Raw genomic sequence first — 13,287 nt, forward strand, 5'->3', positions numbered from 1 at the left:
CAGCGACCCTAGACGGCCGTATAACCACCGTCGATGACCATCTCATGGCCATTCACGTACGACGCCATGTCGGAGCACAGCCACAAAGCAGCTTGCGCGACTTCGCCTGCTTCGGCAAAGCGTCCCATCGGATGGGCTGCCTTGAGCTTTTTCTCGATGCCTGGCTCGCGCTCGATCGCGCGCGCCAGCATCGGTGTTTTCACGGCCGCCGGGCACAGCACATTGACGCGCACGCCATCACGTGCATATTCGGCGGCGGCGCTCTTGGTCAGGCCCACGACGGCATGCTTGCTGGCACTATAGACCGCATGGTTCGGATTGCCCACCAGGCCGGACACGCCCGCCATATTCACGATCGCCCCGCTGCCTTGCGCCAGCATCCGGCGCAGCTGGTATTTCATGCACAGCCAGACACCCTTGACGTTGACGTTCATGATGCGGTCGAACAGCTCGTCGTCGGTATCGGCCAGCGGACCGCGCTCTTCATCCACGGCGGCATTGTTGACCGCGATGTCCAGGCGACCGTAGTAATTGATCGTCTTTTCCACCAGCGCCTCGACCTCGAGCGCGCGCGTGACGTTGCATTGCACGAACAGCGCCTTGCCGCCATTTTCCACGATCATCCCCGCCGTGGCGTGGCCACCCTCGATCGAGATGTCGGCCACGACCACACAGGCGCCGGCGCGGCCAAACGCCAAGGCGATGGCGCGACCAATACCGCTGGCAGCGCCCGTGACCAGGACAACCTTGCCAGAAAACGACATGCCGTTTGCTGGCGGCAATTTGCTGATGCCCTTCATGATACTCCCTGGGTGATACGATGATTCCGAAAGGAAACATTTTAACGCATGCTTCCCCCGGCGTCACAACCCAGAGCATTTAAGGCAGATAACTGTTGCAGTTAAGGCATAGCGACTATCGGTTTGACCGGCTCGCCGACTTTGGATTGGTCGCCGGCCATCACGACTGACAGTTTTGCCGGATCGATCGCCTTGCGGAACGCTGCGTTCAGCTCGGGCAAAGTGACCGCGTTCAGCCTGCGTTCCAGTTCCAGCGACCACAGGTAGGTCTTGCCGCGGTACAGGTACGACGTCCAGCCGCCTGCCAGCGCGGCGTCGTTCGTGCGCGTCTGCAGGCGTTGCTGCATCAGCCCCGAACGGGCGCCGGCCAGTTCTTCGGCCGTGAAACCGTCCTTGACCGCGCGCGTCAACTCGGCGCGCACTGCCGCGTCCAGCTTGGCCAGGTTCTGCGGTGCGGCGATGGCGCCAATCGAGAACACGCCGGAGCGGTCGAGCGTGCCGGCCGTCAGGTTCGAGCCGCCGCCGTACGACAGGCCGTCCTTCTGGCGGATCCGGTCCATCAGGCGCGACTTCAGGCCACCTTCGCCGAAGATATAGTTGGCCAGCATGAGGGCCGGGTAATCCGGGTCTTCGAAGTTCAGATCGACGTTCAGGCGCGCCGTGTACGACCCGTTTTCCTTGTCCGGCGTATCGAGCATGCGCGCGAGCGGCGCCACGTCGGCGTAGTCGGTCAGCACCGGTGCGAACGGCTGCGGGGCGCGCCAGGCGCCGAACAGCGTGCCCACCAGCGGCGTGATCTGCGCTGCGTCGAAGTCGCCCACGATCGCCATCTCGGCCGGCTGGACGCCGTGGAAGTCGGCATGGAACGTTTTCAGGTCGGCCAGACGTGCCGCCTTGACCTCGGCCACGTCTTCTTCGAGCGAGTTCGCATGGCGCACGTCGCCTTTCGGATAGCGATTGAAATGCAGCGCCATGGCGCGCGCGGCGGCGCTATTGGGCTCGTTGCGGCTTGCCTCCAGTCCCACCAGGATCTGCTGGCGCAGCTGCTCGAATTCCGATTCCGGGAACGCCGGCTCACGCAGCACGTGCGCCACCAGTTTCAGTGCTTCAGGCAAATGTTCGCGCGTGGTCTGGAAATGCGTCGGACCGCCCGTCATCTTGAGTTTGTCGAAAGCGTCGGCCAGTTCGGCGCGCGTGTAGCGCGTGGTGCCGCGCATCAGCATTGCCGACGTGAGGCCCTGGATCGTGCCCTTGCCGAACAGAGTTTGCTCGGTGCCGAAATGCTGGCGCAGGTCCACGGTAACGGTCTCGCCACGGTTCTTTTTCGGCAGCAGCGCCAGCTTCACGCCACCCGCCGTCGTCAACGTGGTGCGCTGCATGATGTTCTGCTGGCTCGGGTCGAAGTTTTCCGCCACCAGGTTCGACACGGCCGGCTTGAAGTCCTTCAGCACGTCGGTCACGGCCGGCGCTTGCGGCAGCGCGGCGCGTTTCGACGACTCTTCGGGGATGAAGGTGCCGGTCACGCGGTTGGTGCGCAGGTAGTAGCGCCCTGCGCTGGCGGCGACCTGTTCGGCCGTCATCTTCTGCACGCGCTCGCGGCTGACGAAAAACATGCGCCAGTCGCCGAGGGACGCCGGCTCGGACAGCGCCACGCCCACCGCCTGCGGATCGTTCAGGCTGCGCTCGACCGTGTTGAGCCACGAACGGCGCACGCGCTCGAGTTCCTCGGTCGTGGGCGGCTTGCTGGCAAATTCTTCCACCGCCTGGACCAGTGCCTCGCGCACAGGCTCGATAGGTTCGCCCAGCTTGACCACGGCGCCAAAGTATTGCAGGCCCGGCGCATACCCGGTCTGGCCAAAACTGAACACCTGGCTGGCCTTGCCCGTTTCGACCAGCAGCTTGTGCAGGCGGCCGTTGGGCGCGTCGCCCATGATCTGCGAGGCAAAGCCCAGCGCTTCAGCGTCCGGGTGCAGGTCGGACGGGATCTTGTAGCCAACCGCGACGAACTGCATGTCGCCCTGGCGCCGCACGGTGAAACTGCGCTCGCCATCCTGGGTCGGCTCTTCGGTCCAGAACACGGGCAAGGTGCGCTTCGGTTTCGGGATGGCCCCGAACAGGCGCTGGATCTTCGCCAGTGTGGCAGTCGGCTCGAACTGGCCGGCCACCAGCAGCACGGCGTTGTCCGGCTGATAGTAGGTGCGGTAGAAGTCCTGCAGATTCTTGATCCGCACGTTCTCGATGTCGCTGCGGTTACCGATCGTCGAGCGGCCGTAGCTGTGCCAGTCGTAGGCGATGCTCTGCATGCGCTTGAACAGCACGTTGCCCGGCTGGTTTTCGCCGCTTTCGAATTCGTTGCGCACGACCGTCATTTCGGACGAAAGGTCCTTGGCGGAGACGAACGAATTGACCATGCGGTCCGCTTCCATCTGCAACGCCCAGTCCAGATTGCCTTTCGAGGCCTGGAAGACTTCATAATAATTGGTGCGATCGAGCGACGTGGTGCCGTTGAACTGCATGCCCCGTTCGGAGAACTGCTTCGTGATGTCGCGGTTGTTCGTCGAACCCTTGAACAGCAAGTGTTCGAGCAAGTGGGCCATGCCCGTTTCGCCGTAGTTTTCGTGGCGCGAGCCGACCATATAGGTCATGTTGACCGTCACGGTCGGGCGCGAAGCGTCCGGGAACAGCAGCACCTTCAGGCCATTGGCCAGGCGATATTCGGTGATGCCTTCGACCGCCGGGCCAAGCGTCACGCCCTTGGGGAGCACTGCTTTGGCAGCGCTGGCAGGGGGTGCGCTGGCAGCAGGCGCGCTTGCCACAGCTTGCGCACCGGCGGGCGCACTGGTGATCAGCGCCAGGCACAGCGCAGCGACATGCGCGGACATACCGCGCATCTTGTTCTTTGAATCCATGATGTCCCATCATTGGGGCAGGACGCCAACCGTCCCGCCTGCGGCCGAAATAGTAGCAGATGGGCAAACCCAGCATGCCCCTCCGGTTGACGGGTTGACAGAGAGCATCTGATGCGTACTGAAGCCCTGGCGCGAACGGGTGCAGCCCATGGAAGGCCGCCCCAAACGAACACTGGCGCCTTGATGTGATCAAGGCGCCAGTGGCGTGGTGCTGAGAGTTCAGGCCCCGGGCTGTTTCTCGCCGGGAAGCGGCACGAAGCACGCTTCGACGATCTGCATGTCGTTGTCGGTGGCAAAGCTGCGCACGAAGTGATATGCCAGTGGTTCGATCTTCTGCAACTTGCGGTTGACCACGACGGCCTTGATCCCGTTGACCAGCGTCGGATACACGTAAGGAGAAAACTTCAGGTGGGCATTGGGGCCGCCGGTGCCGGGACAATACGCTGCCAGGACGCCGCACAGCCGCTCCGCCCAGTCGCTCGGGCGGAATTGCTTGCCGTTGTTCGTGATGCCCAGGACAAAAAATTCTCCAGAGAGTTCCTCGTCCTTGGTCTGCGCTAAGTCGGTCATAGTCCTGAGGGGCTAAGTGAAGCCACTATTATATCTTATAGAAGACCTGAGAACGAGGAAGCGGGCGGCGCCCCTGCTCTGCACTAGCGCAGCCAGGCCACACTGGAGGTCAACAACAGCAAAATCATCCACAGAATCAGCGCACGCCAGACGAGGCCGACGGTGCTTTGCAGCGCGCGGATCGTCGGTTCTTCGCCCGGCAGGATGTCCGTCTCGCTGTCGCTCAAGTCGACCATGGCGGCGTCCGCCGGCAGTAATTGTGGGGCATTTTCATTCGGCGTGCCAAGACGCACACCCATCGCGCCACCGCCGGCCGACAGAATGATGCCGCGCGCTTCGTCAACCCAACGATTGGCGAAATTGCGCCACGCATAGACGGCGTCTTCGAAATTGCCCACCACGGCAAACGCCACCGCCGTCAGGCGCACGGGCAGCCAGTCGATCCAGTAAAACGCCTTGGCCGCAAATTCGCCGAACGCTTCGTTGCGCATGTGGTCAGGCTCGTTCCACGCACGCGACAGGTATTCCGAGATGCGGTACATCACGGCGCCAGCCGGGCCCAGCGGCATCAGGAACCAGAAGAACACACCGAAGACATTGCGGTGCGTCGTGATCAGCGCTTTCTCGACAGCGATCCGGGTGATCTCGGTGGCGTCCATGCCGACCGTGTCGAGCCGTGTCCATTCGGCCAGCAGCGCGCGCGCGCGCGCTTCGTCGCCGGTATTGAGCGCGAACTGGATCGAGGTGAAGAAATGGCTGTAGTGGCGAAACCCCATCGTCAGGTAGATGATCAGGACATTCCAGACGAAGGCCAGGAAAATCAGGTTGTAGTGAATGAACACCCAGTGGACCAGCCAGGTGGGGAGCATCAACGCGCCCATCATCAGGAACCATCCCATCCGCCCGTTGGTCTGCTCGCCAGCGTTGAACCAGGTTTCGATGCGAATCGCCAGCGCCTTGATGGCGCCATACACCTGGTTGTCCGCGCGCAGCGGTTTCAGTTGCTCGATGAGCAGCGCGCACAGGATGGAAAAAAATGTCATTCAGTAACCCTTTTTTGTTATGGCAACACGACTGCACCGTAACGATAGCGGAGAAGTACGCCAGAATCAAATTTCGGGCAATAACAGCCTCTTAAGCCCGCAAGAAGTGGAACAAATTGCGCAGCATGGCGGCCGTCGCACCCCAGACGAAATACTGCTCGTACGGCATCGTGTAGAAGGCCCGGCTGCCACCCTGCGGCAGGTGGAATTCACGCCGCTGGTGATGCTGGCCATCCATCAGCCAGGCCAGCGGTACCTCGAAGGCTTCGGCCACTTCGCCCGGATCGACCTGCAGTGTGAACGGCGGTTCGACCAGCGCCACGACCGGCGTGACGCGGTAGGCGCTGATGGTGGCGTAATCGGGCAGCACGCCGATGATCTCGATACGGTGGCGCGACAGGCCGATTTCTTCTTCGGTCTCGCGCAGCGCGGTTTCGATGGGCGACGAATCGTAGTCTTCCGAGCGACCACCGGGAAAGCTGACCTGGCCGGCGTGGCTCGTCAGGTGGTCGGTGCGGCGCGTGAGCAGGACCGTCACGCCCTCGGCGCGCTCGACCAGCGGAATCAGCACGGCGGCGCGGCGAAACGGCGCGGCCAGGCGGCTGTCGGCCTCGGTCGAGATTTCCGGCTCCCATGCCAGGGTTTGCGCGAAGCGCTGGCGCAGCGCAGCCGGATGCAGGCGAGCCGGCGCCACTGCGGCCTCGCCGGCCAGACTAATCACGGGCAACTGGGTGGGGTCGAACACGAGCTTGGCCAAAATGACGTTCTTTCAATATCGCTGCGGATAGTAAAAAAGGCATCCTTGCGGATGCCTTTTTATTAGCAAAGGTGCTTGCGCACGATGGCTATTACTCAGCTGCAGCTGCTGGCGCTGCTTTGACGCGACGCTGTGGCAGTTTTTCTTTGATACGCGCCGATTTGCCCGAACGCTCACGCAGGTAGTACAGCTTCGCACGACGCACATCGCCACGACGCTTGACTTCGATCGAAGCGATCAGCGGCGAGTAGAGTTGGAACGTACGCTCGACGCCTTCGCCGGACGAGATCTTGCGAACGATGAAGTTCGAGTTCAGGCCACGGTTACGACGCGAAATCACGACGCCTTCGTATGCCTGGGCGCGCTTGCGGGTGCCTTCGACGACGTTGACGCTGACGATAACGGTATCGCCAGGTGCGAAATCAGGGATCTTGCGGCCGAGGCGCGCAATTTCTTCTTGCTCGAGTTGTTGAATCAGATTCATTTTTATGACTCCATAAACCATCTTGCCGGCGCTACCTTCGCCCAGTAGAGGATGGGGTTGAACAACGGGCAACGTGCCCGCTTTTGCATGCGTCTTGCAACGCATATTCTTCACGCGTCTTGCGACGCATGTTGCTTATTCGGCAGGTTTGACCAACCCTGCCAGAAACTGTTCGTCCTTCTTGGTCAGCTGGCCGGCAGCGCGCGCCACGTCCAGCAGATCCGGCCGCTTCGCCGCGGTCGCTTCCAGCATGCGCTGGCGGCGCCACTTGACGATCTCGGCGTGGTTACCACCCATCAGGACAGGTGGCACCGGCATGTCTTCGTACACGTCAGGCCGCGTATAGTGCGGCGAGTCGAGCAAGCCGTTGACGAAACTGTCTTCGACGGCCGACGCATCGTCGCCGAGCACGCCGGGAATCAGGCGTACCACGGCGTCCATCAGGGCCATCGCCGGCAATTCACCGCCCGACAGCACGAAGTCGCCGAGAGAAATTTCCTCATCGACGCAGCGATCGAGCAGGCGCTGGTCCACCGCTTCGTAGCGACCGCACAGGATGACGAGACCGGGCTCGTCCTTCAGTACGCTCGCGCGGGCGTGGGTCAATGGCTTGCCTTGCGGCGACATGAACACCACGCGCGGGCTGGGCAAACCGAGGTCTAGCTGACGCGCCTTCGCGGCATTGATGGTCGCTTCGAGCGGCCGTGCCATCATCACCATGCCGGGACCACCGCCATACGGGCGGTCATCGACGGTGCGGTGACGGTCTTGCGTGAAATCGCGTGGATTCCAGAGATGCAAGCCCCAGCGTTGCTGCTCGAACGCACGGCGGGTGACCCCGGACTGCGTCAAAGCGGCAAACATTTCCGGGAACAAGCTCACGACGTCAAATTGCATCGGATCTCAAGCCCACGTGGACGGGTTCAAAAATCGAGACCCCAGTCCAGGGTAATCAGTTTTTGGTCGAGGCTGACAGTCTTGACGAATTGGTCGACGAACGGCACGAGGCGCTCCGGGGCCGGCACGTCAGAAGACGGATCGGCAACCGGCACGATGCGCAAAATCGATTGCGCGCCATTGCTCATCATGTCGGCCACCTTGCCCAGGGCTTCGCCCTGCAGGTTGACCACGTCAAGCCCGATCAGATCGGACCAGTAATACTCATCTTCTTCGAGCGCGGGAAACGCGCTGCGTGCGATCTGTACCGTGGCGCCCTTGAGCGCTTCGGCAGCATCGCGGCCCTGCAGGCCGACCAGCGTGACGACGACATCGCCGCCATGCAGTTTTGCGCTGCGCACCGTAACGGCGTGCAGAGTCGGCTTGCTGACCCACCAGGTTTTTACGCTCAGCAGCGCACCGGCATCAGCGGAGTGCGGCGTGACACGAATGCCACCAACGATGCCATAAGCACCGGACACATACCCCACTTCGGCCAGATCGGTGGGAACCGAAGTCCCCATCCCTGCGTTGCTCGCTGCTGAATCGTTCAAACCTGCGTACCTTGCTTAGTAAAAATTAAGCAGCTGGCTTTTGCTGGGCGACCAGGCGAGCGACGGTTGGCGACAGTTGTGCGCCAACGCCTTGCCAGTGCGACAGACGGTCAGCAGCGATACGCAGGCTGACTTCAGCGCCCGATGCCATTGGGTTGTAGAAACCAATACGCTCGATGAAACGACCATCGCGACGATTGCGCGAATCAGTTGCAACGATGTTGAAGAACGGACGCTTTTTTGCGCCACCACGAGCCAAACGAATAACGACCATAATATTTCCGAAAAAGTTGTTCTGGACGGAGAAAGTCGACGATTATAGCGCGCGACACCGAACAGCAGCAAGCGTTAAAGATACAGGGCGCGCAGTCCCAGGAGAATCAACCATTATCACCGATTTCGCGCCATACCGCTACCAGCCATCTGCCCGATTGGCCTGGAATACGCTCTCGGTCGCCGAAAGCGTGCCATTCGCGCCAATCTGGACGATACTTTGGCTTTCCTGAACGATTGACAACATCCATGGCTGATGCGCACAAGAACAAGACTGTTGCTACCCTGCTCGCCCTGCTGCTGGGCGGCTTCGGCATTCACCGTTTTTACCTGAAACCGGGCGCGGACCGGATCGGGCTGCTGCACCTGTGCTGCCTGCCGGTCATGGGGATCCTGTACGGGTCGGTCAAGCCGCATCCGTTTTATGTGGTGCTGCCGCTGCTGGTCTCGTTCATCGCCGGCTTTGTCGAGGCGTTGGTGATCGGGCTGACGTCCGATGAACAGTGGGATGCCAAATACAATGCGCACAGCGCTCGCCAGTCACGCTCGAACTGGGTACTGGTGTTGCTGCTGGTGGTGACGATGCTGGTGGCGACGACGGTGCTGATCGGAACGATCGCCAGGTTGTCGGATGTGATGTACACGGGTGGCGCGTACGGGTGATTTAACGCGGGTGGCGTGGGGTGCAACGGGTTGTTGAACGCGTGGACGGCACAGCCGTCCACGCGTTCAACGAACCTTGCGACGCCACGACCTGACCGGCACCACCAAGGGCACGTGCCGGCCTGCATGCCTGCTCAGAACTGCTCGATCTCCAGCGCCAGCACGCCCGCCGCGCCGTCGACGATCGACGTGCGCAGCCCCGGCGCCTGGGACAGGATGTGATCGGCAAAGAAGCGCGCCGTGCCGATCTTGGCGCGGTAGAAGCCCGCATCGCCCTCGCCTGCATCCAGGCACTTCTGCGCCGCCAGCGCCGCACGCGCCATCTGCCAGCCGCCCAGCACGATACCGGCCAGCTTCAAATACGTGACGCTGCCGGCAAACACCGCGCGCACATCCGACTTGATGTTGGCGACCACATACTCGACCACTTGCTCCAGCGCCGCGCTACCCTCTTGCAGGCGCTGCGCGATCGCGGCGAAATCGGCGTTCTGGCCGTCACGCAACTGGTGCTCGACAGCGCGGATCTGGGCGATCAGCGCCTTGGCCACCGCGCCGCCATCGCGCACGGTCTTGCGCCCGACCAGGTCATTGGCCTGGATCGCGGTCGTGCCTTCGTAGATGGTGAGAATCTTGGCATCGCGGTAGTGCTGCGCTGCGCCGGTTTCTTCGATGAAGCCCATGCCGCCATACACCTGCACGCCATCGCGCGCGACCTGCTCGCTCATTTCGGTCGCCCAGCCCTTGATCACCGGGACCAGATATTCATAGACGGCCAGGTTGGCCGTGCGCGTCGCTTCATCCGGATGGTGATGGGCCAGGTCGGAGTACGCCGCGCCGACATAGGCCAGCGCGCGCGCAGCTTCCGTCTGGGAACGCATCGACATCAGCATGCGGCGCACGTCCGGGTGGTGAATGATCGCTACAGGACCACTCGAGCCAGCCACGTCGCGCGACTGGACGCGGTCCTTGGCGAAGGCCACCGCGCCCTGGTACGCATGCTCGGCCAGGCCGACGCCCTGGATGCCCACGCCGAAGCGCGCCGCATTCATCATGATGAACATGTATTCCAGGCCACGGTTTTCTTCGCCGACCAGCGTGCCGACCGCGCCGCCGTTGTCGCCGAACTGCAGCACGGCGGTCGGGCTGGCCTTGATACCCAGCTTGTGTTCGATCGAGACGCAGGCGACGTCGTTGCGCTCGCCCAGCGATCCATCGTCGTTGATCATGAACTTGGGCACGATGAACAGCGAGATCCCCTTCACGCCCGGTGGCGCGTCAGGCGTGCGGGCCAGCACCAGGTGCACGATGTTCTCGGTCATGTCGTGATCGCCATACGTGATGTAGATCTTGGTGCCGAACACTTTATAGGTGCCATCGCCCTGCGGCTCGGCGCGCGTGCGCACTGCAGCCAGGTCGGAGCCGGCCTGCGGCTCGGTCAGGTTCATGGTGCCGGTCCACTTGCCCGACACCAAAGGCTCGAGGAAGCGCGCCTTTTGCGCGTCCGAACCAGCGGTGAGCAAGGCCTCGATGGCGCCGTCGGACAACAGCGCCACCAGCGCGAACGCCAGGTTGGCGCCGTGCAGCATCTCCATGCACGGTGTGGCCACGAGCTTGGGCAAGCCCTGCCCGCCGAAGTCCTGCGGGTGCTGCACGCCCTGCCAGCCGGCCTCGGCATAGGCTTTGAACGCCTCACGGAAGCCCTTGGTCGTGGTGACGGTGCCGTCCTTCCAGTAGCTCGGGTCCTTGTCGCCGACACGGTTGAGGGGCGCGATCACGTCACGGCAGAATTTGGCGTTCTCTTCCAGCACCGCTTCCACGGTGTCGGGCGTCGCGTCTTCACAGCCGGGCAGTGCATTGATCTCGGCCAGGTTGGCCAGCTCGGTCAGCACGAACTGCATGTCTTTCAGCGGGGCGTTGTAGCTCACCATTGTCTCCTGAATAAATTCTTATGCGAAAAAAACGCCGTTCCTGCAGGTGCGGGAACGGCGTCATTGGCAGCTGTCGGCGTGGCGCGCAAACGACGCCACGCCTGGCGATCAGCCCAGTTCCTTGACCAGTTCCGGCACGGCTTCGAACAGATCACCCACCAGGCCGTAGTCGGCCACCGAGAAGATCGGCGCTTCCGGGTCCTTGTTGATGGCGACGATGACTTTGGAGTCCTTCATGCCGGCCAAGTGCTGGATCGCGCCCGAGATACCGACGGCGATGTACAGCGTTGGCGCGACGATCTTGCCCGTCTGGCCAACTTGCCAGTCGTTTGGCACGAAACCGGCGTCGACGGCGGCGCGCGAAGCACCCATGGCCGCGCCCAGCTTGTCGGCCAGCGGCTCGAGGATCTTGAAGTTGTCGGCCGAACCGATGCCACGGCCACCCGAGACGATCACCTTGGCGGCGGTCAGTTCAGGACGGTCGGACTTGGCCAGTTCGCGACCCACGAAGCTCGACGTACCGGCATCAAGCACGGCAGCGATGGCTTCGATGGCGGCCGAGCCACCAGCGGCTGCCGACTCGAACGCCGTGCCGCGCACGGTGATGACTTTCACGCTGTCGCTCGACTGCACGGTGGCAATTGCGTTACCGGCGTAGATCGGGCGCTCGAACGTATCGGGCGAATCGACCTTGGTGATCTCGGAGATCTGCGCGACGTCGAGCTTGGCGGCCACGCGCGGCAGGATGTTCTTGCCGTAGGCGGTGGCGGGCGCCAGGATGTGCGAGTAGCTGCCGGCGATCGCCAGAACCTGCTCGGCCACGTTTTCGGCCAGGCCGTCGGCGAAGTGCGGCGCGTCGGCGACCAGCACTTTTGCGACGCCCGCGATCTGCGCGGCGGCTTCGGCGGCAGCGCCGCAACCCGAACCGGCGACCAGGATATGCACATCGCCGCCGCACTGAACGGCTGCGGTGACGGTGTGGTGGGTAGCGCCCTTCAGGGAGCCGTTGTCGTGTTCAGCAATGACTAATGCGACCATGTTGATTCCTATCTTTTAAATGACGACAAACGGCTCAGATGACTTTGGCTTCAGTGCGCAGCTTCTGCACCAGCGTGCCAACGTCCGGGACCTTGATGCCGGCCGAGCGCTTGGCCGGCTCGACGACCTTCAGGGTCTTCAGGCGCGGCGTCACGTCAACGCCCAGGTCTTCAGGCTTGATCGTCTCGAGCGGTTTTTTCTTGGCCTTCATGATGTTCGGCAGCGTCACGTAGCGCGGCTCGTTCAGGCGCAGGTCGGTGGTGATGACCGCAGGCAGCTTGAGCGCCACGGTTTCCAGCCCGCCGTCGACTTCGCGCGTCACGGTGACCTTGTCGTCCTCGAGCACCACTTTCGATGCGAACGTCGCTTGCGGCCAGCCCAGCAGTGCGGCGAGCATCTGGCCGGTCTGGTTCGAATCGTCGTCGATCGCCTGCTTGCCCAGGATGATCAGCTGCGGCTGCTCCTTGTCGGCCAGCGCCTTCATGATCTTGGCCACGCCCAGCGGCTCGGTGTCGCCAGCGGTCTCGACCAGGATGGCGCGGTCGGCGCCGATTGCCAGGCCGGTGCGCAGGGTTTCCTGGCACTGAGGCACGCCGATCGACACTGCCACCACTTCGGTAACCTTGCCGCCTTCTTTCAGGCGGGTCGCCTCTTCCAGCGCGATTTCGTCGAACGGGTTCATCGACATCTTGACGTTGGCGATATCCACGCCGCTGTTGTCGGACTTGACGCGAACCTTGACGTTGTAGTCGACCACGCGTTTGACGGGTACCAGGACTTTCATAGGGTGCCTTTTAAAATGAGATGGAGACAGACTAAAGTGGCTCAGATTATATGAGAAATCGGGGCGATCGGCCAAATTAAAGCACGAGCGTGCGATTTTTTTGTAGAGGAAAACACCTAAAGTAGCCGGTCTGTCATGAATTTGAGGAAACCGACGGGGCGCTGACCCCGTCGCGACAAGGTGCGCGCTGTTGAGACGGACGCGACACGATGGCTTGAATTACTTGCGGCGCATAAAGAACGTGAACTCGCCGTGTTCGAACGTGTGGGCCAGCAGCGCGTTGCCGGTCTGCTTGGCAAAGGCCTGGAAGTCGCGCACGGAGCCGGTGTCGGTGGCCACGATACGCAGCACCTGGCCACTCTCCATTTCGGCGAGCGCCTTCTTCGCTTTGAGGATGGGCAGTGGGCAATTAAGCCCCCGCGCATCCAGATCTCTCTGGAATTCCATGGTGTCGGTGTCAGTGTCGAAAATGATGTCGCTCATCGCATTCCTGATCAGTAAGGATGGTGCTGGAACTCGAATACTACTCCAATTCGCACAGTATGACG

The 13,287-nt window shown here is 62.2% G+C and carries 14 protein-coding genes; 1 reads left to right on the plus strand and 13 read right to left on the minus strand.

Features of this window, described 5'->3' with window-relative positions; all coding sequences use genetic code 11:
• Nucleotides 1-8 precede the first annotated feature (8 nt).
• The 9 genes from RCH14_RS01275 to rpsP all read right to left on the minus strand — a co-directional run bounded on the left by RCH14_RS01275 (nt 9) and on the right by rpsP (nt 8,327).
• Nucleotides 9-800, minus strand: coding sequence for an SDR family oxidoreductase (locus RCH14_RS01275; RefSeq protein WP_343024355.1), 792 nt, complete (start codon nt 798-800; stop codon nt 9-11).
• Nucleotides 801-901: 101 nt separating this feature from the next.
• Nucleotides 902-3,709, minus strand: a complete 2,808-nt coding sequence (locus RCH14_RS01280) for a pitrilysin family protein (protein WP_343024356.1) — start codon at nt 3,707-3,709, stop codon at nt 902-904.
• 219 nt (nt 3,710-3,928) lie between these two features.
• Nucleotides 3,929-4,279 (minus strand): DUF3579 domain-containing protein, encoded by a 351-nt coding sequence (locus RCH14_RS01285; protein WP_343024357.1) that lies wholly within the window; start codon nt 4,277-4,279, stop codon nt 3,929-3,931.
• Between the two features lie 83 nt (nt 4,280-4,362).
• Nucleotides 4,363-5,322, minus strand: a complete 960-nt coding sequence (locus tag RCH14_RS01290) for a CobD/CbiB family protein (RefSeq protein ID WP_343024358.1) — start codon at nt 5,320-5,322, stop codon at nt 4,363-4,365.
• A gap of 91 nt (nt 5,323-5,413) precedes the next feature.
• Nucleotides 5,414-6,079 (minus strand): CoA pyrophosphatase, encoded by a 666-nt coding sequence (locus tag RCH14_RS01295; protein ID WP_343024359.1) that lies wholly within the window; start codon nt 6,077-6,079, stop codon nt 5,414-5,416.
• A 91-nt stretch (nt 6,080-6,170) separates the two neighbouring features.
• Nucleotides 6,171-6,563, minus strand: coding sequence for a 50S ribosomal protein L19 (gene rplS, locus RCH14_RS01300; RefSeq protein WP_183553473.1), 393 nt, complete (start codon nt 6,561-6,563; stop codon nt 6,171-6,173).
• Between the two features lie 135 nt (nt 6,564-6,698).
• Nucleotides 6,699-7,460 carry a tRNA (guanosine(37)-N1)-methyltransferase TrmD gene (trmD, locus tag RCH14_RS01305; protein ID WP_343024360.1) on the minus strand — a complete coding sequence of 254 codons (762 nt, stop codon included), beginning with the start codon at nt 7,458-7,460 and terminating at the stop codon, nt 6,699-6,701.
• Between the two features lie 26 nt (nt 7,461-7,486).
• Entirely contained in the window at nt 7,487-8,023 is a 537-nt protein-coding gene (gene rimM / locus RCH14_RS01310; protein WP_343024361.1) for a ribosome maturation factor RimM, read from the minus strand.
• 55 nt (nt 8,024-8,078) lie between these two features.
• Complete coding sequence (gene rpsP / locus RCH14_RS01315) at nt 8,079-8,327, minus strand: 30S ribosomal protein S16 (protein ID WP_183549939.1); 249 nt, start codon at nt 8,325-8,327, stop codon at nt 8,079-8,081.
• Between the two features lie 248 nt (nt 8,328-8,575).
• Here rpsP and RCH14_RS01320 point away from each other — a divergent pair, with 248 nt between their 5' ends.
• Nucleotides 8,576-8,989, plus strand: a complete 414-nt coding sequence (locus tag RCH14_RS01320) for an NINE protein (RefSeq protein WP_343024362.1) — start codon at nt 8,576-8,578, stop codon at nt 8,987-8,989.
• 134 nt (nt 8,990-9,123) lie between these two features.
• Here RCH14_RS01320 and RCH14_RS01325 read toward each other — a convergent pair whose 3' ends face one another.
• The 4 genes from RCH14_RS01325 to RCH14_RS01340 form a co-directional block, all read right to left on the minus strand.
• The gene (locus tag RCH14_RS01325) at nt 9,124-10,914 is read right to left on the minus strand and encodes an acyl-CoA dehydrogenase (RefSeq protein ID WP_343025019.1); all 1,791 of its coding nucleotides are present in this window, start codon (nt 10,912-10,914) and stop codon (nt 9,124-9,126) included.
• A gap of 111 nt (nt 10,915-11,025) precedes the next feature.
• On the minus strand, nt 11,026-11,955 hold the full coding sequence (locus tag RCH14_RS01330) for an FAD-binding protein (protein ID WP_343024363.1): 930 nt from the start codon (nt 11,953-11,955) through the stop codon (nt 11,026-11,028).
• Between the two features lie 34 nt (nt 11,956-11,989).
• On the minus strand, nt 11,990-12,739 hold the full coding sequence (locus RCH14_RS01335; RefSeq protein WP_343024364.1) for an electron transfer flavoprotein subunit beta/FixA family protein: 750 nt from the start codon (nt 12,737-12,739) through the stop codon (nt 11,990-11,992).
• 219 nt (nt 12,740-12,958) lie between these two features.
• Nucleotides 12,959-13,186 (minus strand): sulfurtransferase TusA family protein, encoded by a 228-nt coding sequence (locus RCH14_RS01340; RefSeq protein ID WP_343025020.1) that lies wholly within the window; start codon nt 13,184-13,186, stop codon nt 12,959-12,961.
• Nucleotides 13,187-13,287: the final 101 nt, after the last annotated feature.

Source organism: Massilia sp. MP_M2 (assembly GCF_039123635.1).
In the GTDB taxonomy this organism is placed as follows: Bacteria; Pseudomonadota; Gammaproteobacteria; order Burkholderiales; family Burkholderiaceae_D; genus Telluria.

What these genes read in the sequence shown, in the direction of transcription:
- RCH14_RS01340 (WP_343025020.1), bottom strand. Translation starts at nt 13,186, where the DNA reads ATGGAATTCCAGAGAGATCTGGATGCGCGGGGGCTTAATTGCCCACTG.
- RCH14_RS01280 (WP_343024356.1), bottom strand. Translation starts at nt 3,709, where the DNA reads ATGGATTCAAAGAACAAGATGCGCGGTATGTCCGCGCATGTCGCTGCG.
- RCH14_RS01335 (WP_343024364.1), bottom strand. Translation starts at nt 12,739, where the DNA reads ATGAAAGTCCTGGTACCCGTCAAACGCGTGGTCGACTACAACGTCAAG.
- RCH14_RS01290 (WP_343024358.1), bottom strand. Translation starts at nt 5,322, where the DNA reads ATGACATTTTTTTCCATCCTGTGCGCGCTGCTCATCGAGCAACTGAAA.
- trmD (WP_343024360.1), bottom strand. Translation starts at nt 7,460, where the DNA reads ATGCAATTTGACGTCGTGAGCTTGTTCCCGGAAATGTTTGCCGCTTTG.
- rpsP (WP_183549939.1), bottom strand. Translation starts at nt 8,327, where the DNA reads ATGGTCGTTATTCGTTTGGCTCGTGGTGGCGCAAAAAAGCGTCCGTTC.
- RCH14_RS01330 (WP_343024363.1), bottom strand. Translation starts at nt 11,955, where the DNA reads ATGGTCGCATTAGTCATTGCTGAACACGACAACGGCTCCCTGAAGGGC.
- RCH14_RS01275 (WP_343024355.1), bottom strand. Translation starts at nt 800, where the DNA reads ATGAAGGGCATCAGCAAATTGCCGCCAGCAAACGGCATGTCGTTTTCT.
- RCH14_RS01320 (WP_343024362.1), top strand. Translation starts at nt 8,576, where the DNA reads ATGGCTGATGCGCACAAGAACAAGACTGTTGCTACCCTGCTCGCCCTG.
- rplS (WP_183553473.1), bottom strand. Translation starts at nt 6,563, where the DNA reads ATGAATCTGATTCAACAACTCGAGCAAGAAGAAATTGCGCGCCTCGGC.
- rimM (WP_343024361.1), bottom strand. Translation starts at nt 8,023, where the DNA reads ATGGGGACTTCGGTTCCCACCGATCTGGCCGAAGTGGGGTATGTGTCC.
- RCH14_RS01285 (WP_343024357.1), bottom strand. Translation starts at nt 4,279, where the DNA reads ATGACCGACTTAGCGCAGACCAAGGACGAGGAACTCTCTGGAGAATTT.